This is a genomic window from Bosea sp. 124 (genome assembly GCF_003046175.1).
GTDB lineage: Bacteria > Pseudomonadota > Alphaproteobacteria > Rhizobiales > Beijerinckiaceae > Allobosea.
Map to the genome: position 1 here is coordinate 3,520,070 of NZ_PZZM01000001.1, position 20,924 is coordinate 3,540,993.

Here is a 20,924-nt window from a genome sequence, read left to right on the forward strand (position 1 = left end):
GGGGGAGGGGGACAGGTCGCGGAAACCCAATGCCTCCTGACATGCTCTTCCTCGCCGCGCTCGACGGCATTGCCTATGGCTCGCTGATCTTCCTGGTCGCGGTCGGGCTGTCGCTGATCTTCGGCGTGCTCGGTGTGCTGAACGTCGCGCATGGCTCGTTCTACGCCATCGGCGCCTATGTCGCGGCGAGCGCCGTGCTCGCTGCCGCCGGGATGGGGCTGCCGACCTGGCTCGCCTTCCCGCTGTTCCTGATCTCCGCCATCCTCGTCGGTGTCGTGGTCGGCGGCGCGGTCGAGGCGCTGCTGCTGCGGCGGATCTACGGCAAGGAAGAGGTGCTGCAGCTCCTCGTGACCTTCGCCGTGTTCATGATCCTGGAGGATGCGCAGAAGGTGATCTTCGGCGTGCGGCCGCTCTTCGCCAACGCGCCGATGAACTGGCTCGGCACCGTCGAGGTCTTCGGCATCTACTATACCAACTACCAGCTCATCCTGATCCCGCTGGTGGCGCTCGCCGTGCTGGTCGGCCTCAGGCTGTTCCTGCGCCGGACGTCCTTCGGCCGCGCCATCGTCGCGGTGACGCAGGACCGCGAGGCGGCAATGGCGATGGGGATCAACGCGACCAGCATCTACCTCTTCACCTTCATGATCGGGGCTTCGCTGGCGGCGCTGGGCGGCGCGCTGTCCTCGGCCACGACCTCGCTGACGCCGGGTATCGGCTCAGGCATGATCGTCCTGTCCTTCGCGGTCGCGGCGACTGCCGGGCTCGGGCGGATCGAGGGGGCTGCGGTCGCGGCTCTGATGATCGGGCTAGGGCGTTCGGCTGCAGTCTATTTCGCGCCCGAATTCGATGTGCTGATCCCCTATCTGATCATGGTGGCGGTGCTGCTGATCAAGCCCGAGGGCCTCTTCACCACGCTGCAAACGAGGAAGGTCTGATGTCGCGCCAGATCGTCATCGGCGCGGTGCTGCTCGTCGCGCTCGTCGCCTTTCCGCTGGTCTCGCCCTGGTCGACGGTCATCCTCACCGTGGCGCTCTGCGAGGGGCTGGCGGCGCTCGGCATTCTCGTTTTGCTGCGGGCGGGGCAGGTCTCCTTCGGCCATGGGCTGTTCTTCGCCTTCTCGGCCTATGTCGTGGCCTTCATGGCGGCGGCGAAGTTCGGGCATGAGGTGCTGCTGCTTGTGCCGATCGCCACCGCGGCCTCGGGGCTGGTCGCAGCGCTGGTCGGACTCTTCATCGTGCGCTACCGTGCGATCTTCTTCGGCATGCTCAACCTCGCCATCTCGATGGTGTTCTTCTCGCTGCTGGAGAAGCTGTTCTCGATCACGGGCGGCGCCGACGGCAAGCGCGTGCCGCGCCCGACGCTGGCCGGCATGACGCTGGAGCGCGAAACCTTCGAGTTCTGGATGTTCTACATCACGCTGGCGCTTGCGGTGATCGCGGCGCTGGGCGTGGCGCGCTATCTGGTCTCGCCCGGCGGCAAGGCGCTGGAGGCGATCAAGACGAACGAGACGCGGCTGGAATATCTCGGCGTGTCCAGCCGCAAGGTACTCTATGGCGCTTATCTGCTGTCGGGTCTGCTGGCGGGGCTGGGCGGAGCGGTGATTGCGCTCGTCTCCGGCCATGTCACGCCGGAGCTGGCCTATTGGGTGCGCTCGGGCGAGTTCGTCTTCATCGCCATCCTGGGCGGTGTCGGCGGCGTCGCCGGCCCCTTCCTCGGGGCGCTGATGTTCCAGATCATCCGCGGCTATGCGGCTGTCTATGCGCCGGAGACCTGGCATGCGGTGCTGGGTGTGATGCTGCTCGTCATCATTTTCTTCGCGCCGACCGGGCTCTACGGCCTGATCGCCGGCCGCAAGCGGGCGGCCCCGGTGAAGGAGGGTGCGCGATGAGCGAGTTCATCCTCGAAGCCCGCGACCTCGAGCTGCGCTTCGGTGGCGTCCAGGCCGCCAATGGGGCGAGCCTGACGGTGCGCGCCAATGAGCGCATCGCGATCATCGGCCCCAATGGCGCCGGCAAGACCACCTTCATCAACCTCTGCACCGGCTATCTCAAGCCGCAATCGGGCCGTGTGCTCTTCGCCGGGGAGGATGTCACGGCGCTGTCGCCGCGCGCGATCACAAGGCGCGGCATCGGCCGCTCCTTCCAGATCCCGCAGCTCTTCAGCGACAACACCGTGATGGAGAACCTGCTGCTGGCGCTGAGTGCGCGCGAGGGCACGTGGTCGCCCTTCCAGCGGCTCGACCGTCACCCGAAGCGAGACGAGATGGTCGCGCTGCTCGACAGCGTCGGCCTGCGCGAGACCGCCGGGCGGCCGGTCCGGGAGCTGCCCGAGGGCATGCGCAAGCTGATCGACATTGCGCTCGCGCTCGCACTCGAACCCAGGCTGATCTTCATGGATGAGCCGACCTCGGGCGTCTCCAGCCACGAGAAGTTCCAGGTCATGGACACGCTGACACGCGCGCTCGACGCCCGCGCCACCACGGCGATCTTCGTCGAGCACGATATGGATGTCGTCGCCCGCTATGCCAGCCGCGTCGCGGTCTGGTCGGGCGGGCGGATCGCGCTGGAGGGCACGCCCGACGAGATCCTGAACCATCCGGAGGTCCGCGAGACTGTGATCGGGGTGGGGGTCTGACCATGCTGGAGATCAAAGGCCTTTCAGCCGTGATCGAGGGCGTGCAGGTGCTGCGCAAGGTCGATTTCACTCTGGCCGAGGGCGCGACCGTGGCGCTGATCGGCCGCAACGGCGCGGGCAAGACCAGTTTGCTGCGTGCCATCATGGGCTTCATGACCGTGACCGAGGGCATGATCGCCTTCGACGGCCGGCCGATCCTGACGGTCCCGCCGCATGAACGGCCTCGTCTCGGCATCGGCTATGCGCCGGAGGATCGCCGGCTGTTCTCAAGCTTCTCGATCGAGGAAAACATCCGCCTGCCCGCCGAGGTGATGAAGGTGCCCGCGGCCGAGATCGCGAGGCGCCTCGACCGCATCTACCAGGTGCTGCCAGAACTCGCCGATCTGCGCCACCGCGCGGCGGCGGGGCTTTCGGGCGGGCAAGGCAAGATGGCGGCGCTGGCGCGCGCGCTGATGGTCGGCACACGCATCATCCTGCTCGACGAACCGTTCCAGGGGCTCGCGCCGGTTCTGGCCCAGCGCTACGCGGCTGCCCTGCGCACACTGCGCGACAGCCATCCGGATATCGCGTTGCTCATCACCGAATCCAACCCCAGTCTGCTGCGCAGTTTCGCCGAACGCGCCTATGCGATCGAGCGGGGCGAGGTTACGGAAGTGGCCGGCGGCCTGGCGGCGAGTTCACTCGCTGCGGCAGGGCTGCATTAGTTCGTAGACGTGGTTCTCGAGACAGAAGCCACCGATTGTCGCATTCGGAGAATTCCCATGACCCAGCACTTCATCAACGGCCGCCATGTCGCGGGCCGCAGCGGCGAGACCATGGCCGTGCTGGCGCCCGCAACGGGCGAAGAATTCACCCGCATTGCCTGCGGCACGGCCGAGGACATCGACGATGCGGTCAAGGCCGCGCGCGCCGCCTATGAAGGCGCCTGGGGCAAGCTGACTGCTGCCGAGCGCGGCCGGCTGATCGCCAAGCTCGGCTTGAAGGTGCTCGACCATTTCGACGAACTCGCCCGCACCGAGGCGCAGGACACCGGCAAGCCGATGGCGCAGGCCCGGGCCGACATCGACGCGACGGCCCGCTATTTCGAGTTCTATGGCGGCGCGGCCGACAAGGTGCATGGCCACATCATCCCCTTCCTCAACGGCTACAACGTCAACGTCATCCATGAGCCGCATGGCGTCACCGGCCATATTCTGCCCTGGAACTATCCGGCGCAGATGTTCGGCCGCTCGCTGACGGCGGCGCTCGCCATGGGCAATGCGGTCGTGCTGAAGCCGGCCGAGGAGGCCTGCCAGACGGCGCTGCGCCTCGCGGTGCTGGCCTCCGAGGTCGGTTTCCCCGATGGCGCGATCAATATCGTCACCGGCCGCGGCCATGAGGCGGGCGCGGCGCTTTCGTCCCATCACGGCGTCGACTTCATGTCCTTCACCGGCTCGCCCGAGGTTGGCAAGATGGTGCAGCATGCCTGCGCCGATCATCTGATCCCCTGCACGCTCGAACTCGGCGGCAAGTCGCCCCAGATCGTCTTCGACGATGCCGATTTCGACGCCGCCGTGCCGATCGTCTGCAAGGCGATCGTCCAGAACACCGGGCAGACCTGCTCGGCCGGCAGCCGCGTCCTGGTGCAGGAGCGCGTCTATGACGACTTCATCGGCGCCGTCACGAAGGAGTTCACCAAGCTGCGCGCCGGCACGCCGGAGATGGATCTCGACTGCGGCCCGGTGATCAACGCCAAGCAGCGCGGCCGTGTCCAGAGCTTCATCGACAATGCCCGCGAGGCCGGCATTCCGGTGATCGCCGAGGGGCAGATCGCGCAGGGCGTGCCGAATGGCGGGTTCTATGTGACGCCGACGCTGTTCGGGAAGGTGCCGCGCGGCAACCGGCTGGAGCAGGAGGAGGTCTTCGGCCCGGTGCTCGCCGCCTTCCCCTTCACGGACGAAGCCGATGCGATCAAGCTCGCCAATTCGACCGAATACGGGCTTGTCGCCGCCGTCTGGACCAGGGATGGCGGGCGCCAGCAGCGCGTTGCCAAGAAGGTGCGGGCGGGCCAGGTCTTCATCAACGGCTATGGCGCCGGCGGTGGCATCGAGCTGCCCTTCGGCGGCACCGGAAAATCCGGCCACGGCCGCGAGAAGGGCTTCGCCGCGCTGGAGGAATTCGCTGTGACCAAGACGATCGTGCACAAGCACGGGTGACGCCAGCCGCTCTGGCTCACCGTCATGGTCGGGCTTGTCCCGACCATCCACGTCTTTGCTCTTCGCGGGCGGCGTTCAAGACGCGGATGCTCGCCACACGGGCGAGCATGCCGGGTTAGATCGCCCGAGAACGGCGGCCTCTCACATCATGATGATGTGGCGGATCGTGCGGCCCTCGTTCAAGGCGTCGAAGCCTTCATTGATGCCGTCGAGCCCACTCTGGCTGGTCATCAGCCGGTCGACCGGCAACTTGCCGCGCTGGTAGAGATCGACGAAGCGAGGGATGTCGCGCACCGGGATGCAGGAACCGACATAGGAGCCCTTCAGCGTGCGCTCCTCGCCCACCAGCCGGACGGGGGCGAGCGAGAGCGTATGGGCCGGGTTGGCGAGGCCCGCCGTCGTCGTCGTGCCGCCGCGCCGCGTGATCTGGTAGGCGAGATCGAGCGCCTTGACGGAGCCCGCCATTTCGAGCCCGTGATCGACGCCGCCTTTGGTCGCGGCGCGGATGGCGTCGATAACGCCCGCATCGCCGGCGTTGAAGGTGTCGGTGGCTCCCAGTTCGCGCGCAACGGCGAGCTTCTCCTCCGAGAGATCGACGGCGATGACGCGCGAGGCGCCGCAGGCGGCCGCCCCCAGCAACGCGCTCAGGCCCACGCCGCCGAGGCCGACGACCGCAACCGTCTCGCCGGCCCGGACCTTGGCGGTGTTCACGGCCGCGCCGACGCCGGTCAGGACCGCGCAGCCGAACAGCGCCGCGATTTCGTGGGGAATATCCGCCTCCAGCTTCACCAGCGAATGGCGCGAGATCACGGCATGTTCGGCAAAGGCGGAGACGCCGACATGGTGATGCACCGGCTTTCCACTGAGCGAGAGCCGGCGCCCGCCGCCGAGCAGTTCGCCGACGCCATTGGCGGCATTGCCGGGTTCGCACAGGGCCGGGCGGCCCTCGCTGCAGGGCGAGCAATGGCCGCAGGAGGGCACGAAGACCATGATGACGCGGTCGCCCTTCTTGAGATCATGTACGCCCGGTCCGGGCTCCACCACCTCGCCAGCCGCCTCGTGCCCGAGCACCATCGGCACGGGCCGCGGCCGGTTTCCGTCGATCACCGACAGGTCGGAATGGCAGAGGCCCGCGGCCCTGACCCTGACCAGAACTTCTCCGGGGCCGGGTGGAGCGAGGTCGACCTCCTGGATCGAAAGCGGCCGGCTTTTGGCATAGGGCGCGGAAACGGGGCTGGCGTTCAGGACTGCGGCGCGGATCTTCATGCAGGCGTTTCCTCGACGGACTTCTTGGGTGGGCTTGTTGGGCGCCATCGGGCCGCAAAAGCCGTGGGCTGTCAAAGACCGAATCGTGATCCGCCCCATAAGTCCGGGAGATCGGGCAACCGCCGCATTGCCCATAGGATTTCCGTCTGAGCGGGATCGCCAAAACGAATTGGCCGGGAGCGTCGCGCCCCTCCAAAGATGGGGGCTCCAGAAAAGACGAGGAAGCACCATGAGACTGAAGGGCAAGACCGCGCTGGTTACCGGCGCGGCGCAGGGTTTCGGGCTCGGCATCGCCGAGACCTTCGTGCGCGAAGGCGCGCGTGTCGCCGTGCTCGACATCAACGGTGACAAGGCGAAGGAGGCGGCTGCGGCGATCGGCCATGGCGCCTTCGCCGTCGCCTGCGATGTCGCCAAGGCAAGCAGCGTCGAGGAGGCGGTCAGGAGCGTGCTCGCGACCGTCGGGAGGCTCGACATCGTCGTCAACAATGCCGGCATCAGTCACCGCAACCAGCCGATGCTCGACGTAACCGAAGACGAGTTCGACCGTGTGTTTGCCGTCAACGTGAAGTCGATCTACCTGATGGCGAAGGCTGTGGTGCCGCATTTTCGCGAGCATGGCGGCGGCGTCATCCTGAATATTGGCTCGACGGCGGGCTTGCGTCCGCGCCCCGGCCTGACTTGGTACAACGGCTCGAAGGGCGCGGCGAACCTGCTGTCGCAATCGATGGCGGTGGAGTTGGCGCCGGACCGCATCCGGGTCAATGCGATCGCGCCGGTCGCCGGCGAGACGCCGCTGCTGGCGACCTTCATGGGCGAGGACACGCCCGAGAGGCGCAAGGCCTTCACGGCGACGATTCCCTGGGGGCGTTTCTCGATGCCGCAGGACATCGCTAATGCGGCCCTGTTCCTCTGTTCGGACGAGGCCGAGATGGTCAACGGTACCGTGCTCGCGGTGGATGGCGGCCGCTGCGTCTGAGGCCTCTGCTGGTGCCGGTGGGTTGCGCATCTGCGCCTCCGCCGGCATTTCCCGTGTCGCGATAGCCTGAGCGTTGCGGCCCCTGCGTCTTCCCGCCGCCGCGGCAAGCCATGGCATATGTCGTGGAATCTGCGCTAGGCATGTCTCGGTTAGGCATGTCTCGACGGCGCCGGGATGTTTCCGGGCGGCGTCGGCGACATGATCCGTCGGGGGCCGGCAGGCTCCGGGCAAGGCAGGGTGACAGATGAACCCTATACTGCGTTTCCACGGCGCGGCCGGCGGCGTGACCGGATCCTGCTACGAAATCGAGACCCGCGCGGCGCGCGTCCTGATCGATTGCGGCCTTTTCCAGGGCTCGAAATCCGAAAAGGAGCTGAACTACGGCGCGTTTCCGTTCGAGCCGGCATCGGTCGATGCAGTCGTCCTGACGCATGCCCATATCGACCACAGCGGCCTTCTGCCGAAGCTCGTCAAGCACGGCTTCCGGGGTGCGATGCATGCAACATCCGCCACCATCGATCTGTGCTCGGTGATGCTGCCCGACTCTGCCCATATCCAGGAGATCGAGGTCGAACATCTCAATCGCCGCAACGCTCAGCGTGGCCGCCCACTCGTCGCGCCGATCTACGATTTGGACGACGCCATGGCCTGCATCACCTTGTTCAAGGCTGCCGGATACGGCGCGTGGTCGCAGGTCGCCGAAGGCATCAAAGCGCGATTCTGGAATGCGGGGCATCTGCTCGGTTCGGCCTCCGTCGAGATTGAGATCGATCAGGAAGGTGACGGCAGACCGTTGCGACTGCTGTTCTCGGGGGATGTCGGCCCCGGTCACAAGCTGTTCCAGACGGGGCCGGAAGGGCCGTCGGATATCGACTACCTGATCTGCGAATCGACCTACGGCGATCGCGATCGGCCTGAAATGTCGCGCGAGAAGCGGCGCTCCCTGCTGGCTGCGGAAGCCAACCACGCGGTGCGGGCGCAAGGCCCCCTCATCATTCCGTCCTTCGCGGTCGAGCGAACCCAGGAACTGCTGGTCGATCTGTTCCTGCTGACCCAGGCGGGGACGATCCCGAATGCCCCGATCTTTGTCGACTCGCCGCTGGCGACGCGCGCGAGCGCCATCTTCGAGCGCCATGCCGGCGAGATCGAGCAGGGTCAGGTCCTTCGGCAGGCGCTGAATTCCCGCGATATCCGCTTCACCGAGACGGTCGAGCAGAGCAAGGCGATCAACCGGCTGAGCGGATTCTTCGTCGTGATCGCCGCCAGCGGCATGTGCGATGCGGGGCGCATCCGCCATCATCTCAAGGCCAATCTCTGGCGCAAGAACGCCACGATCATGATGGCAGGCTTTCAGGCGCAGGGCTCTCTCGGCAGAATTCTCGTCGACGGTGCCAGGCGGGTGCGAATCCAGGGCGAGGAGATCGAGGTTAGGGCGCGGATCAGCCAGCTCGATCTCTATTCCGGCCACGCCGACGCGAGTGAACTGGTCGACTGGGTCAAGGCGAGACGCCCGCTCCGCCACACCGTCTTCCTGACCCATGGCGAACAATCCGGGATCGATGGCCTGCGCGAGCGGCTCTCGGCCGTGTTGCCGCCGGAAACGATCATCGCCCCCGAACTGGACCAGGCTTTCGAACTGAGCGTGTCCGGTGCCGATGCGGTCGAGCTCAACCGGACGCGGCGTCTGGCTCCGGAGAAGATCGGCCGCCTCGACTGGCATAACGACCTTTCGCGGCTCCTCCTCGATGTCACGGAAACGGTCAACCGGGCGGCCGACGAGAAGGGGCGGGCGGCGCTGATCAGGAAGCTGCGCCGGGCACTGGACGAGATCGAATCCTGACGCGCCGTCACCAAGCGGCTAGGGTGGGGTTTGCGTTCGGCCAGCTTAGAATCAATATAACATACTGATTATATTGATTTTTATGGCTTCATGCGTTAGCTGATCTGGTCTTCGGGCAAGGCTTTTCCGCCAGCCCAGCATCCGGTCGCCGCATTGCAGCTCTTCTCGAACAAGCTCTCCCTGTCCGCCGGCCGCTTCCAGGTCGAGGCGGGCGAGCGCGTCGTCGGCCCGATGCGGGCGGGGTTGAAGATCGGCGTGATCCTCGACGGACGCCAGTCGCTGGAGCTGGACGACCGGCCCGCGGTGATGGTGGCAGGTCCGTCCCTGCTGATCGCCGCCAACAGCGGCGAACACATGCAGAGACGCACCGGCCTGGCCGGCGGCAAACTGCGCTGCGCGCTGCTTCAGTTCGACCTCGATTTCGTCGAGAGCGAGTTCGGCGCGCAGTTCGATGCGCTGCACGGCTTCATGCGGGGCGACGCCGCGCTCTGGGTCAGGCCGGCCAGCGCCGCGCTCTGCGCGCTGGCGCTGCAACTGGCCGAGCCCGCCGTCGCCGACAACCTGCATCGGCTCTATCTCGCTGGCAAAGCGCTCGAACTCGCGGCGGTGGCGCTGGACACCGTGATGACGGATGTGCCGGCGCGTCCGGCGCGCATGCCGCATCGCACGGCGGAGCGCGTGCGCGAGGCCCGCGACATCATGCTGTCGCGGCTGCAGGACCCGCCGGGGCTGGCCGAACTCGCCCGGATGACCGGCCTAAACCCGACCAATCTGACCTCCGGTTTCCGCCAGCTCTTCGGCGCCAGCGTGTTCGGCTATCTGCAGGAGCAGCGGTTGCAGCGTGCCCATGCCCTGATCGATTCCGGCGAGATGACGGTGGCGGAGGCGGCATTCCAGGTCGGCTACACGCCGGCCCATTTCTCCAGCCTGTTCCGGAAGCGTTTCGGCATGCCGCCGAGCGCCCTGCGCTGAGCCGGCTGCGCATCGGCGCGAGGGTCCGGCGGGCCATCGTTTCTGATTACAGGCATTCGAAACGCAATCGAAAGCAATGCTGCCGGAATCGAAAGCAGAGCGTGTTGCCCCGCAACCCTCCCCTCCCGCAATACCAAGGCAGGGGTCCGGCCTCAGGTCGGCGAGACGGGGTTGCATGATGGAACATTCGAGCGTCACCACGGTGAAGGCCACAGACGGCGCGGCTGGAACGACGCCCGCACGGCGGGCACCTCTGACGGCTCTCGCCGGTGTCGCGCTCGGAGCCATCATCTGTGCGGGCACAGCCCGGGCGCAGAGCGGCGACGACATCACGCTCGACACGATCCAGGTTCAGGGCGAGCGGGCGAGCGGGCCGGTCAACGGTTATGTCGGGCGGCGCAGCGATACGGCGACCAAGACCGACACGCCCCTGATCGAGACGCCGCAATCGGTGACGGTGGTGACGCGTCAGCAGATGGCCGACCAGGGCGCGCAGAGCGTCGGTCAGGCCCTGCGCTACACCGCCAGCGTGCTGGCGGAGACGCGGTTGTCGGCGGGGCGCTATGACAGCGCCTTTATCCGCGGCTTCGGCGGCAGCGGCGGCGGAGCCGGCTTCATCAACAATCTCGATGGGTTGCGCTATCAGCGCGGCGTGAGCTTCCTCGTGCCGGCTTACGAGCCATGGGGGCTGGAGCGTGTCGAGGTGCTGCGCGGTCCGTCCTCGGTGGTCTTCGGGCAGGTCAAGCCGGGCGGCATCGTCAACATGGTCAGCAAGCGCCCGAAGGACGAGGCGCATGGCGAGGTCCAGCTCCAGTTCGGCAGCTATCAGCGCGCCCAGATGGCTTTCGACATCGGCGGGCCGATCGATCCCGAGAAGACCTGGCTCTATCGTGTGGTCGGTCTCGGCCGCGCCGCCGACACGCAGGTCGATTTCACCCGCGAGGAGCGCATCTTCGTCGCGCCATCAGTGACCTACAGGCCGAACGGCGCGACCAGCTTCACGCTGATGGCCTCGTTCCAGCGTGACCCGGAGACCGGCTTCTACGGCTTCATCCCCGCCGTCGGCACAGTGCTGCCGAGCCGCGCCGGCCGCATCCGCAGCGACTTCTTCCCGGGCGAGCCGAGCTATGAGGGCTACAGCCGCAATCAGGCCAATCTCGGCTATGCCTTCGAGCATCGCTTCAACGACGTCTTCTCCTTCCGGCAGAACGTCCGCGTCTCCGACCTCGAATCGCGCATGCATACGGTCGCCGTCGCTGGCATCGGCGCCGACCAGCGCACGCTGACCCGGCGCGTCACCGCTTCCAACGAAAGCGCCCGCACGGCCGGCATCGACAATCAGCTCCAGGCCGATTTCCGCACAGGCCCGCTGACGCACAAGCTGCTGTTCGGCATCGACGGCTACTGGATGGACGGCAAGGCCTTCACCGGCGCCGGCGGCACCGTCCAGACGCTCGACTTCACCAACCCGATCTACGGCCGGCGGCCTTTCGTCGTGCCGGCCATACCGGGCACTTCGCAGACCACGACGCAATACGGCGTCTATCTGCAGGACCAGATCAAGCTCGACCGCCTGTCGTTGCTCGTCGGCGGCCGCTTCGACAGTGCCGAGGCGCGCACGCGAGCCCTCACCACGGGCGTCCTGACCAAGCAGGACGACACGGCACGCACCGGCCGCGTCGCCCTGATGTATAATTTCGACAACGGCTTTGCGCCCTATGCGAGCTACTCGACCTCGTTCGAGCCGGTCGCGGGCACGACCTTCGCCGGAACGCCGTTCAAGCCGACCGAGGGCGAGCAATACGAGGTCGGCTTCAAATACGAGCTGCCGGGCGCCAACGCGTTCATCCAGGCGGCGGCTTACGAGCTGACGCAGACCAATGTCTCGACGAGCGACCTGGCCAATGTCGGCTTCCAGGTCCAGACCGGCGAGGTGCGGGCGCGCGGCATCGAGGTCGAGGCGCGGGCTACGGTGTTCGACAATCTCGATCTGATCGCGGCCTATGCCTATACCGATGCCGAGGTGACCAAGAGCAATGGCGTCGATCTCGGCAAGCGCCCCACCGTCGTGCCGCGCCACATGGCTTCGCTGTGGGGGCACTACACCTTCAGGACGGGCATGCTCGCCGGTCTCGGGCTCGGCGCTGGCGTGCGCTATGTCGGCGAGGGCGCGGGCGACCCCGGCAACACCTTCTTCACGCCGGACTACACGCTCGTCGATGCCGCGATCAGCTATGATTTCGGCGCGGCGAACCCGGCCCTGAAGGCCTGGAAGCTGCAGGTCAACGCGCACAACCTGTTCGACAAGGAATACATCTCGGGCTGCTACGCTGCCGTGCAGTGCTCCTTCGGGCTGCGCCGGACCGTGCTCGCGACCTTGTCCTATCGCTGGTGAGGAGCGAGCGCGGCGTGCCGAGAGCGGTGACATCCGACGATCCGGTCAGCCTGCCGGGAACCGTGCAGCGTGACATCACGACACGCGACGGGCTGGCCTATCGGCTCCTGCTGGGGATGCCGGCGGAGCCGGCGCCGCCCGGGGGCTTTCCGGTGCTCGTCCTGGTCGACGGCAATGCACTGTTTGCGACGGCTGCGACCGCCGCGCGGCTGCAGGCCGGGCGCTCTGAGGTGACAGGCGTCGGCCCGGCCATCGTGCTCGGCATCGGCTATCCCGGCGACAAGCCCTTCGACGTTGAGCGCCGGCAGCGCGACCTGCTGCCCGTGACTGACGGGGCGGATCGATTCCTGGACGTCATCGCGGGCGAGATTCTGCCTGCGGTGGCCGCGATCGCACCGCTCGATCCCAGTCGGTGCGCGCTCGTCGGCCATTCCTATGGCGGCCTCTTTGCCTTGCACACGCTGTTCACCCGGCCGGGCCTGTTTGCGTCCTACGTCGCGAGCAGCCCATCGATCTGGTGGAACGACCGGGCGATCCTGGCGACGGAGGAGGCATTTCGCGCCCGGGCCGGCGGCCATCCCGGTCGCCTGCTGATCGCCGTGGGCGAAGACGAGCAGGCCGGGGCAGCCCGCACGCCGCCATCGCGTGCGCAGCGTCTCAGCATGGCCCGCATGGTCGACAATGCCGCCGAGATGGCCGTGCGCCTTCAGGCCTCCGGGCGGGTGTCCTGCGAAAGCGTCGTCTTCCCGGGCGAGAACCACGTCTCCGTCATTCCGGCGATGCTGTCGCGCGCCGTCGCCTTCGCGCTCGCCGATCTTGCCATGCAGAGGACAGCAGCCGCATGACCCATGCCGGAGCGGTTCTTATCCGCCTGTCCCGACGGGCCTTCGCCATGGCGCTGGCTTCGCTTTCGCTGGCAACCGTTGCCCTCGCGCAGCCCGTTGTCGTCACGGACGTTTTAGGCCGCACCGTCACGCTGCCTGCCCCCGCGAAGCGGATCGTGCTGGCGCAAGGCCGCCAGCTCAACGCGCTCGGCCTGCTCCATCCCGATCCGCTGAGCCTCCTGGCGGGCTGGGGCGCCGACCATCAACGCCAGAACGCAGATGCCTATGCGCGCTACCGCGCCCGCTTCCCTATGATCGACAGCATTCCGACGGTCGGCGACGGCGTGACGGAGGGCGGTTTCTCGCTCGAGAAGACGGTTGCGCTGGCGCCAGACCTCGTCGTGCTCAGCGGCTCGCTCGCCGGCACGCGGCGAGGTTCCGGCGATCTCGTGCAGCGACTGGAGGCGGCGGGAATCACGGTGGCCGTGGTCGATTTCTACCTGCGGCCGCTTACCGACACGGTGCCGAGCCTGCGTATCCTCGGGAGGCTGATCGGGCGCGAGCAGCAGGCGGAGGATTTCATCCGCTTCTACGAAGGCAGGCTCGGCCGGATCGCCCAGCGACTGGAGGGCGCGACGCGTCCCTCCGTCTTCATCCATGCCCATGCCGGCGGGCCGGAATGCTGCATGACGCCGGGCAAGGGCACCTTCGACGATTTCATCACGGCCGCCGGCGGGCGCAACATGTCCGCGCCGCTGCTGCCAGGCGCGACCGGGCAGATCAGCCTGGAGCAACTGATCACGTCGGACCCGGAGGTCTATGTCGCGACCGGCGGCACGCATATGGCCAAGTCCGGCGGCCTCGTGCTTGGGCTGGGCGTGCCGCGAGAGACGGCTGCGGCGAGCTTCGCGAAGCTGCTCTCGCAGCCCGGGCTGGCCACTCTGAGCGCCGTGCGGAATAGCCGGGTGAGTGCGATGTGGCAGCTCTTCAACGATACGCCGCTCCATGTCGTCGCCATCGAGGCGCTGGCCAAATGGATCCACCCCGAGCGCTTCGCCGATCTCCACCCGGCGGAGACCCTCGCCGAAGCCACCCGGTTTTCAGCGATCCCACTCGACGGGACGCTCTGGCTCGATGCGCCTGGCGGAGGGCCGAAGCCGCCACGCCCGTGAGGGCGATGCGGAGGTTTCCGCCGCCGCAGTCGATCGACCCAAGGACGATACCTGGATGAGCCCGCTTTTTGCCGAAACGACGATCGCACTGGCCGTGCCCGAGACGGTGCTGACCCCGCTCTGCGCTCACCTGCTCGATCACGACGCGCAGATTCACCGCGACCCGGACCAGACCGTGATCCGGCTCGGGCAGGGGCTGGCGCGGCTGCGGGTCGCCCGGGGCACGCTCGCGGTCACCGTCGAGGCGCCCGACCTCGCCTCGCTTCGAGAGCTGAAGCGGGCGATTGCGAGCCATGTCGTCGAATTCGTCCCTGCCGGGGAGCGACCGAACATCGTCTGGAGCGGCGATGGCAGCGCGCCGTCCCTGCCACCCGACTTCCGACTGCTCACCGTCATCGGGGTCGAGCAACTCTCGCCGCATCTGAAGCGAATCCGCTTCAGCGGGGAGGACCTTGCGCGCTACGCCTCGCTGGAGGCGCTGCATGTCCGTCTGTTCCTTCCGACGGACGGCACGGCGGAGCCGGTCTGGCCGACGCTCGGCGCCGACGGTCTGCTGCATCCGGTCCCGCCGGAGCAGCGACCGGCGATCCGCAAGTATACGATCCGTCAGATCGCCCCGGCCGCCGGGACGCTGGCGATCGATTTCGTGCTGCATGACGACGCCGGACCGGGCTCGGCGTTCGCGGCGCGGGCCTGTGCGGGCGACCGGATCGGCATGGCCGGGCCGGGCGGTCGCGGCCTGAAAGCCGCCGGGCGCTACCTCTTCATCTGCGACGAGACCGGGCTGCCGGCCGCGGCCCGCATGCTCGAGAACCTGGCCGGGACGGCGCAGGGCATCGCGCTGATCGAGGTCGCCGATGCGAGGGAAGAGTTGCCGCTGGCAGCGCCCGCCGGGGTCGCGGTTCGCTGGCTGCATCGCGATGCGCGCTCGCCCGGCGCGCCGTCACCGCTGCTGGAGGCGTTCGATGCGCTCGCATGGGATGCGGACGGGCCGGACCTATATCTCTGGTCGGCGACCGAGCATGAGGTCTTTCGCCAGATCCGCAGCGCGGCGAAGGAGCGGCTGCGGGCCGGTCAGGATCAGCAACTGATCGTCAGCTATTGGCGCGCGGGGCTTTCCGAGGACCAGCACGCCGCCGAAAAGCGGGCCGCAGCGCGCGCCGCCTGATACGCCACCCGCAAGACATGGCGGTGGGAGGGGGGCGGATGATCCCGCTCGGATGAGGTTCACGCCGCCTTGTCGGTCATCCCGCCATCGGTCAGCCGATACCAGGCGATGATGGCCGAGACGTAAAGTTCGTTGAGCGCATGCAGCGGCAGCGGCTTGATCGGCACGACGGGGAAGGGCAGGCGGCTCCGGTCGCCGCTGGCGATATACTCCGCCATTGCCTTGCCCATGGCGCTCTGGAGGCCGACGCCGCGCCCCATGCAGCCGATATCGACCAGCAGCCCAGGCTCCGGCTCGTGCAGATGTGGCAGGAAATCACGTGTCAGCGCCACGCGTCCGCACCAGCGGAAGTCGAAGCGCACGCCCTTCACCTGCGGATACATCTTGCCGACGACGCGTTCGAGATGAGCCCAGTCGGAGGCGTCCCTTGGCTCCCGGAATGGGCCACGTCCTCCCATCAGGAGGCGGTTCTGGTGGTCCTTGCGGAAATACAGCAACAATTGCCGCGTGTCGGAGGTCACCTGCCCCCCGGGCAGGATCGTGCCGGCGAGGTTGTCCGAGAGGGCTTCCGTCGCGACGATGAAGGAGTTCGGCCGGATCACGGTCTGGCGGAGCTTCGGGATCAGGTCGCCGGTATAGCCATTGGTGGCGACCACGACGCGCGGCGCCGTGACGGCCGCGCCCTGCGCGGTGCGGATCGTCCAGTGCGTACCTCCGCGCTTCAGCGAGACGACCTTGCTCTGTCCGTGGATGCGCGCACCGGCTGCGATGGCGGCTTTCGCCAGTCCGCGCGCATAGGCGAGCGGCTGCACGCCGCCGGCGCGCCTGTCGATCCAGCCAGCAAGATAGCGCTCGGTGCCGAGCAGCCTTGCGACCGCGTCCTTGTCGAGGAACGCGGCGTCGATGCCGCGCTGCTGCCATTCGCCGGCCCGGCGTTTCACCGTCTCGGCCATGGCCGGGGTATGGGCTCCCTGAATCCAGCCGGCGCGCTTGTACGGCACATCCATGCCGTGGCGCGCGATCAGGTCGAAGACGAGGTCGGCGGTGGAACCGACGAAGCGCGTCAGGGCCTCACCCGCGGCGGGGCCGAATTTGGCTGCGATCTCGCTCGGATCATATTTGATGCCGGGGATGACCTGGCCGCCATTGCGGCCGGAGCCGCCCCAGCCGGGTTCATGCGCCTCGAGCACGACGACGGAGACACCGGCTTCGGCCAGATGCAGCGCCGTCGAGAGGCCAGCGAAACCTGCGCCGATCACGCAGACATCGGCCGTGGTGTCGGCGGAGAGCGCCGGAGTCGGGATGGCTTCCGGTGCGGTCGCGTACCAGAGCGAGGGCTGGAGCGGAAATGGCTCGGCCAAGCTGGCCTCCTTCAGATCGGGCGCAGCACGCGGCGCAGGAAATCCTGGGTACGCGGATGGCTGGGAGCGCTGAGAACCTCGCGGGCCGGGCCCTGCTCGACGATGACGCCGCCATCCAGGAACAGCACGCGGTCGGCGACCTCGCGGGCGAAACCCATCTCATGGGTGACGACCAGCATGGTCATGCCGTCATCGGCCAGGCTCTTCATCACCTGCAGCACTTCGCCGACGAGTTCTGGATCGAGCGCGGAGGTCGGTTCGTCGAACAGGATCGCCTTGGGCTGCATGGCGAGAGCGCGCGCGATGGCGACACGCTGCATCTGCCCGCCGGACAACTGGCCGGGATAGGCGTCGATCTTCTCCGCGAGGCCGACCCGGGCGAGCAGTTCGCGTCCCCGCGCCATCGCCTGTGCCGGAGGCTCCTTCTTCACGAAGATCGGGCCTTCGACGACGTTCTCCAGCGCCGTGCGATGCGGGAACAGATTGAAGCGCTGGAACACCATCGCCATCGCCGTACGGATGCCGATGATCGAGGGCTTGTCGTGTTCGACACGCTCGCCATCGATGGTGATCGCGCCGCCATCATAGGATTCGAGCCCGTTGATGCAGCGCAGGATGGTCGATTTGCCCGAGCCGGAGGGGCCGATCAGGCAAACGACCTCCCCCTTGTCGACGCTGGCGGTGATGCCCTTGAGCACCGGGAAAGCGCCGAAGCTCTTGGTGACGCCGGCGATCTCGATCATCGGGCGGCTCATCGGCGGGCTCCCGGTCATCACCTGGTCCCCGATCATCGCCTGGTTCCCTTGCCGAAGCGCTTTTCGAGCCAGCTGGTGACGCCCATCAGTGGCAGGCACATGACCAGATAGAGCAGGGCGACGAGCGAATAGACGGTCATGTTCTTGAAGGTGGAGGAGGCGATCAGCGTGCCCTGCAACGTCAACTCGGCGACGGTGATCGTGGAAGCCTGCGAGGAATCCTTCAGCATCATTACCATGATGTTGCCATAGGGCGGCAGGACGAGCCGGATCGCCTGCGGCAGGATCACCCGGCGCATGGTCAGGCCCCAGCCCATGCCGATGGATTGCGCCGCCTCGACCTGGCCGTGGTCGATCGCCTCAATGCCGGCGCGGAAATTCTCCGACTGGTAGGCGGAATAGGCGATCCCGAGGCCGATGATGGCGGCCTGCAACGCCGTCAGCGCAATGCCGAATTCGGGCAGCACGAAATAGATGTAGAAGAGCTGCACCAGGATCGGGATGCCGCGCAGGGTGTTGACGATGACCTTGGCGAGCGTCCCGAGCCAGCCGATGCCGGACACCCGCATCAGCGCCCAGACGAGGCCGAGCACGGTCGACAGCGCGAGCGAGCCCAGCGCCACGATCAGCGTGAACTTGATGCCCTGCAGCAGCAGCGGCAGGAACTGGGTGGCATCCCTCAGGAAGGCTTGCATCGGGACCTGGAGGTCGGAGGGTTTCCGGAAGAGGTGTTCGAACCTGCAACCGTCATCCCGGACGAGCGGCAAAGCCGCGCCGCTCCGGGATCCATCGTGGGGCTCGGTTCGTTACGATGGATCCCGGAGTTCCGCTTCGCGGCATCCGGGATGACGGTGTGGTTCGCGCGGGAAAACCCGAGCAGTGCTCAGCCCAGGCCCCACTTGGCCAGGATCTTGTCGACCGTGCCGTCCGCCTTGAGCTTGGCGAGGCCGGCATTGATCTTCTTGAGCAGTTCGCCGTCGCTCTTGCGCACGCCGATGCCGACCGAGCCCGAGATCACGGGCTTGTAGGACTTGACGATGCGGACCTTGGGGAACTGACCCTGCGAGAGATTATAGGCGATGATCGGCAGGTCGAAGACGGCGGCCTGGACGCGGGCGGCGTTCACGTCGGCAAGGATGTCCGGCAGTGTCTTGTAGAGCTTGACCTCGGAGAACAGGCCGGATTTCTGCAGCACGTCGACATAGGCGGTGCCGATCTGGACGCCGATCGACATGCCCTTCATCTCCTCGAAGGAGACGTAGTCCTTCGTGTCGGTCGAGGGCACGATCAAGCCTTCGCCATAGGTGTAGATCGGGTCCGAGAAATCGATGACCTCCTTGCGGACCGGGGTGATGTACATCGCGGCCGCGACGATATCGACCTTGTTGCCCGTCAGCGACGGGATCAGCGTCGAGAACTGCATGCCCTCGACCTCGACCTTGAAGTCGGAAACGCCGGCGATCGCCTTGATCAGGTCGACCATCACGCCCTCGATCGTGTTGGTCTTGGTGTCGAGGAAGGTGAACGGGCTGCCCGTCGGCGTCGAGCCGACCTTGAGCACGGACTGCGCCTGGGCGGGAAGAATTCCGGCAGCCACGGCGCTGCCCGCCAGCATGGACAGAAAGGTCCGACGTTCCATCGCATTGATCCCCTGCTTATCGCGCGCCTCTTGCGCGGCGGTCATGATTTTCATGAGCGTGAAGATACGAGCATAGGATGATCTTGTCGGCAAGCAATTTCACGTGCATGAAATAGCGGCGACGAATGGAGCCTTCATGAGCAGCCCTGCCGCCAAGGCGTTACCGGACAAGACATCCCCGCCGGAGGTCGATCAGCAGATCGGGGCGGGCCTGCGCCGCCTGAGGCGGGAGCGCAGCCTCTCGCTGGTCGATCTGGCCGCCCGCACCAATCTCTCGATCGGCTTCCTGAGCCAGATCGAGCGCGGCAAGTCCTCGCCCACGCTGCGCGCGCTCGTCAGCATGGCCGATGCGCTGGGCATCGGCCTCGGCGATCTCTTTCCCCCGGCAGGTCTTGCCGGGGACCAGACGGCGACGATCGTACGCGGCTCGGCGCGCAGCGAGCTCCAGTTGTGGCGTTCCGGAATCCGCAAACAGTTCCTGACGCCCCACTCCGAGGGCTCGAAGCTCGGCCTCTACATCGTGGAGATGGAGCGCGGCGCCAGCACCGGCGACGAACTCTACACCCATGGCGGGGAGGAGGCCGGGCTGGTCATGAGCGGCGCGATGGCGTTGAGCGTCGAAAGCGAAAGCTGGACGCTGCAGGAAGGCGACAGCTTCCGCTTCCTGTCCTCGCGCCCGCATCGCTTCGCCAATGCCGCTGATGGCCCGACACGGGTGCTCTGGGTCAACTGCCTGTAGCTGCGGCCGAATTCACCAGAATGGACTCGACGATTTCCTGGACCTCCAGCGCCTCATCGAGCGTCGCCAGATGGTGCGTCTCGCCACGCGCCAGTTTGATCACGCCCTCGAGCTGCCGCTTGAGCGCCAGCGGACGCGCCTGTTCCTGAGGCAAGGCGCCGGGGTCGCGCTGCCACCTTCCATCCGGCAGGCGGCGCTCGGCAATCGACCAGTCGCAGAGCCGCACCGCTCCCTGGTCGCCCTCCAGCATCCAGATGTTGTGGTCGTCCTTCGGTGTTGTGCCGACGCCGCCGCTGAGCGAAACGGAGATGTCGCCCGCCTTCAGGCTCGCCTCGATCGCGCGCTCGGATCTGCCGAGTTCGGGGAAGGATGCCGTCGCGACGAGGCCATGCAGCGGGCCGACCAGCCGGCGGGTCAAGAACAGGAAATGCGACACGACCTCGCGCGTGAAGCCGCCCTGCGCGGTGCGGTCGAGCCAACCGGCGGCGTCGGCCTGCCATGGCCGCGGCCAGGTCGCAAAGCCGATCTCGATCGTGACCTTCGCGACGGTGCCGATCTCGCCCTTCGCGATCCAGTCGCGCAGGCTGGCCACCGCCGGTGAAGAGGCAAAGGGGAAGTTGACCGCCCCCCTGCCCCCGGCCTGCGCGACGAAAGCACGGGCATCGGCAACGTCGACCGCCAGCGGTTTTTCGCAGAACACGGCCTTGCCCGCGGCGAGCGCTGCTCGCGCATGCGCAAGATGCGCTGCCGGCGGCGAGGCGATGTAAACGCAGTCGCTCGCGACGATCAGCGCGGCGGCGTCGGGCTGATGCGGCACGGGAGGCAGGGTGGCGGCGATGCGCGCGAGCGCTTGCGGGGACGGGTCCCAGATGCCGGCGACGCGAAGTGTCTCCGGAGGCTGGTCGAGGATCGCACGCAGCAGCCGCTCGCCCATGATGCCCGCGCCGATGATGCCGATGGAGAGGGGGCTGGGCATGGTTGGGACTTT

At 67.2% G+C, this 20,924-nt stretch carries 19 protein-coding genes; 13 read left to right on the plus strand and 6 right to left on the minus strand.

The annotated features are described in order from the left end of the window. The first annotated feature begins 29 nt into the window (after window positions 1-29). From C8D03_RS16620 to C8D03_RS16640, 5 genes are read left to right on the plus strand one after another with little or no spacing between them, the layout of a single operon-like run. Window positions 30-935 carry a branched-chain amino acid ABC transporter permease gene (locus C8D03_RS16620; protein WP_108047815.1) on the plus strand — a complete coding sequence of 302 codons (906 nt, stop codon included), beginning with the start codon at window positions 30-32 and terminating at the stop codon, window positions 933-935. After that, the gene (locus C8D03_RS16625) at window positions 935-1,888 is read left to right on the plus strand and encodes a branched-chain amino acid ABC transporter permease (RefSeq protein WP_108047817.1); all 954 of its coding nucleotides are present in this window, start codon (window positions 935-937) and stop codon (window positions 1,886-1,888) included. The genes C8D03_RS16620 and C8D03_RS16625 overlap by 1 nt, the downstream gene beginning before the upstream one ends. Then, the gene (locus C8D03_RS16630) at window positions 1,885-2,634 is read left to right on the plus strand and encodes an ABC transporter ATP-binding protein (RefSeq protein ID WP_108047819.1); all 750 of its coding nucleotides are present in this window, start codon (window positions 1,885-1,887) and stop codon (window positions 2,632-2,634) included. The genes C8D03_RS16625 and C8D03_RS16630 overlap by 4 nt, the downstream gene beginning before the upstream one ends. Before the next feature lie 2 nt (window positions 2,635-2,636). Then, complete coding sequence (locus tag C8D03_RS16635; protein ID WP_108047821.1) at window positions 2,637-3,338, plus strand: ABC transporter ATP-binding protein; 702 nt, start codon at window positions 2,637-2,639, stop codon at window positions 3,336-3,338. 57 nt (window positions 3,339-3,395) lie between these two features. Continuing rightward, window positions 3,396-4,829, plus strand: a complete 1,434-nt coding sequence (locus C8D03_RS16640) for an aldehyde dehydrogenase family protein (RefSeq protein ID WP_108047823.1) — start codon at window positions 3,396-3,398, stop codon at window positions 4,827-4,829. Between the two features lie 141 nt (window positions 4,830-4,970). Here the strand turns inward: C8D03_RS16640 and C8D03_RS16645 are convergent, their stop codons facing one another. Beyond that, window positions 4,971-6,095, minus strand: coding sequence for a zinc-dependent alcohol dehydrogenase family protein (locus C8D03_RS16645; RefSeq protein ID WP_108047825.1), 1,125 nt, complete (start codon window positions 6,093-6,095; stop codon window positions 4,971-4,973). A gap of 229 nt (window positions 6,096-6,324) precedes the next feature. Between C8D03_RS16645 and C8D03_RS16650 the strand changes: the two genes are divergently transcribed. The 7 genes from C8D03_RS16650 (at window position 6,325) to C8D03_RS16680 (ending at window position 15,442) form a co-directional block, all read left to right on the plus strand. Continuing rightward, window positions 6,325-7,071: a glucose 1-dehydrogenase gene (locus C8D03_RS16650; protein ID WP_108047827.1), complete on the plus strand. Its 747-nt coding sequence runs from the start codon at window positions 6,325-6,327 to the stop codon at window positions 7,069-7,071. A gap of 244 nt (window positions 7,072-7,315) precedes the next feature. Continuing rightward, complete coding sequence (locus C8D03_RS16655; protein WP_108047829.1) at window positions 7,316-8,911, plus strand: MBL fold metallo-hydrolase RNA specificity domain-containing protein; 1,596 nt, start codon at window positions 7,316-7,318, stop codon at window positions 8,909-8,911. A 153-nt stretch (window positions 8,912-9,064) separates the two neighbouring features. Continuing rightward, window positions 9,065-9,883, plus strand: coding sequence for a helix-turn-helix transcriptional regulator (locus C8D03_RS16660; RefSeq protein ID WP_108047831.1), 819 nt, complete (start codon window positions 9,065-9,067; stop codon window positions 9,881-9,883). Between the two features lie 175 nt (window positions 9,884-10,058). Further along, window positions 10,059-12,278, plus strand: a complete 2,220-nt coding sequence (locus tag C8D03_RS16665) for a TonB-dependent siderophore receptor (RefSeq protein ID WP_181301046.1) — start codon at window positions 10,059-10,061, stop codon at window positions 12,276-12,278. A gap of 14 nt (window positions 12,279-12,292) precedes the next feature. Then, window positions 12,293-13,123 (plus strand): alpha/beta hydrolase, encoded by an 831-nt coding sequence (locus tag C8D03_RS16670; RefSeq protein ID WP_146170209.1) that lies wholly within the window; start codon window positions 12,293-12,295, stop codon window positions 13,121-13,123. After that, window positions 13,120-14,274, plus strand: coding sequence for an ABC transporter substrate-binding protein (locus C8D03_RS16675; protein ID WP_108047837.1), 1,155 nt, complete (start codon window positions 13,120-13,122; stop codon window positions 14,272-14,274). The genes C8D03_RS16670 and C8D03_RS16675 overlap by 4 nt, the downstream gene beginning before the upstream one ends. Window positions 14,275-14,329: 55 nt before the next feature. Further along, entirely contained in the window at window positions 14,330-15,442 is a 1,113-nt protein-coding gene (locus tag C8D03_RS16680; protein ID WP_181301048.1) for a siderophore-interacting protein, read from the plus strand. A 59-nt stretch (window positions 15,443-15,501) separates the two neighbouring features. On the opposite strand, the gene C8D03_RS16685 is transcribed toward C8D03_RS16680, so the two are convergent. The 4 genes from C8D03_RS16685 to C8D03_RS16700 all read right to left on the minus strand — a co-directional run bounded on the left by C8D03_RS16685 (window position 15,502) and on the right by C8D03_RS16700 (window position 19,197). After that, window positions 15,502-16,803 carry an NAD(P)/FAD-dependent oxidoreductase gene (locus C8D03_RS16685; RefSeq protein WP_108047841.1) on the minus strand — a complete coding sequence of 434 codons (1,302 nt, stop codon included), beginning with the start codon at window positions 16,801-16,803 and terminating at the stop codon, window positions 15,502-15,504. Window positions 16,804-16,814: 11 nt separating this feature from the next. Continuing rightward, window positions 16,815-17,546, minus strand: coding sequence for an amino acid ABC transporter ATP-binding protein (locus C8D03_RS16690; RefSeq protein ID WP_108051738.1), 732 nt, complete (start codon window positions 17,544-17,546; stop codon window positions 16,815-16,817). A gap of 44 nt (window positions 17,547-17,590) precedes the next feature. Beyond that, the gene (locus C8D03_RS16695; RefSeq protein ID WP_108051739.1) at window positions 17,591-18,253 is read right to left on the minus strand and encodes an amino acid ABC transporter permease; all 663 of its coding nucleotides are present in this window, start codon (window positions 18,251-18,253) and stop codon (window positions 17,591-17,593) included. Between the two features lie 188 nt (window positions 18,254-18,441). Further along, window positions 18,442-19,197: an ABC transporter substrate-binding protein gene (locus C8D03_RS16700; RefSeq protein WP_108051741.1), complete on the minus strand. Its 756-nt coding sequence runs from the start codon at window positions 19,195-19,197 to the stop codon at window positions 18,442-18,444. A 136-nt stretch (window positions 19,198-19,333) separates the two neighbouring features. On the opposite strand from C8D03_RS16700, the gene C8D03_RS16705 reads away from it, so the two are divergent. Then, window positions 19,334-19,936: a helix-turn-helix domain-containing protein gene (locus C8D03_RS16705; RefSeq protein ID WP_108047843.1), complete on the plus strand. Its 603-nt coding sequence runs from the start codon at window positions 19,334-19,336 to the stop codon at window positions 19,934-19,936. On the opposite strand, the gene C8D03_RS16710 is transcribed toward C8D03_RS16705, so the two are convergent. After that, a complete protein-coding gene (locus C8D03_RS16710; RefSeq protein WP_108047844.1) occupies window positions 19,923-20,912 on the minus strand; it encodes a Gfo/Idh/MocA family protein in 990 nt (329 codons plus the stop codon). The genes C8D03_RS16705 and C8D03_RS16710 overlap by 14 nt on opposite strands. Window positions 20,913-20,924: the final 12 nt, after the last annotated feature.

Bases quoted from the DNA above. Each gene is read 5' to 3' on its own strand.
- C8D03_RS16620 (WP_108047815.1), top strand. From the start codon at position 30: ATGCCTCCTGACATGCTCTTCCTCGCCGCGCTCGACGGCATTGCCTAT.
- C8D03_RS16625 (WP_108047817.1), top strand. From the start codon at position 935: ATGTCGCGCCAGATCGTCATCGGCGCGGTGCTGCTCGTCGCGCTCGTC.
- C8D03_RS16630 (WP_108047819.1), top strand. From the start codon at position 1,885: ATGAGCGAGTTCATCCTCGAAGCCCGCGACCTCGAGCTGCGCTTCGGT.
- C8D03_RS16635 (WP_108047821.1), top strand. From the start codon at position 2,637: ATGCTGGAGATCAAAGGCCTTTCAGCCGTGATCGAGGGCGTGCAGGTG.
- C8D03_RS16640 (WP_108047823.1), top strand. From the start codon at position 3,396: ATGACCCAGCACTTCATCAACGGCCGCCATGTCGCGGGCCGCAGCGGC.
- C8D03_RS16645 (WP_108047825.1), bottom strand. From the start codon at position 6,095: ATGAAGATCCGCGCCGCAGTCCTGAACGCCAGCCCCGTTTCCGCGCCC.
- C8D03_RS16650 (WP_108047827.1), top strand. From the start codon at position 6,325: ATGAGACTGAAGGGCAAGACCGCGCTGGTTACCGGCGCGGCGCAGGGT.
- C8D03_RS16655 (WP_108047829.1), top strand. From the start codon at position 7,316: ATGAACCCTATACTGCGTTTCCACGGCGCGGCCGGCGGCGTGACCGGA.
- C8D03_RS16665 (WP_181301046.1), top strand. From the start codon at position 10,059: ATGATGGAACATTCGAGCGTCACCACGGTGAAGGCCACAGACGGCGCG.
- C8D03_RS16675 (WP_108047837.1), top strand. From the start codon at position 13,120: ATGACCCATGCCGGAGCGGTTCTTATCCGCCTGTCCCGACGGGCCTTC.
- C8D03_RS16680 (WP_181301048.1), top strand. From the start codon at position 14,330: ATGAGCCCGCTTTTTGCCGAAACGACGATCGCACTGGCCGTGCCCGAG.
- C8D03_RS16690 (WP_108051738.1), bottom strand. From the start codon at position 17,546: ATGATCGAGATCGCCGGCGTCACCAAGAGCTTCGGCGCTTTCCCGGTG.
- C8D03_RS16695 (WP_108051739.1), bottom strand. From the start codon at position 18,253: ATGCAAGCCTTCCTGAGGGATGCCACCCAGTTCCTGCCGCTGCTGCTG.
- C8D03_RS16700 (WP_108051741.1), bottom strand. From the start codon at position 19,197: ATGGAACGTCGGACCTTTCTGTCCATGCTGGCGGGCAGCGCCGTGGCT.
- C8D03_RS16705 (WP_108047843.1), top strand. From the start codon at position 19,334: ATGAGCAGCCCTGCCGCCAAGGCGTTACCGGACAAGACATCCCCGCCG.
- C8D03_RS16710 (WP_108047844.1), bottom strand. From the start codon at position 20,912: ATGCCCAGCCCCCTCTCCATCGGCATCATCGGCGCGGGCATCATGGGC.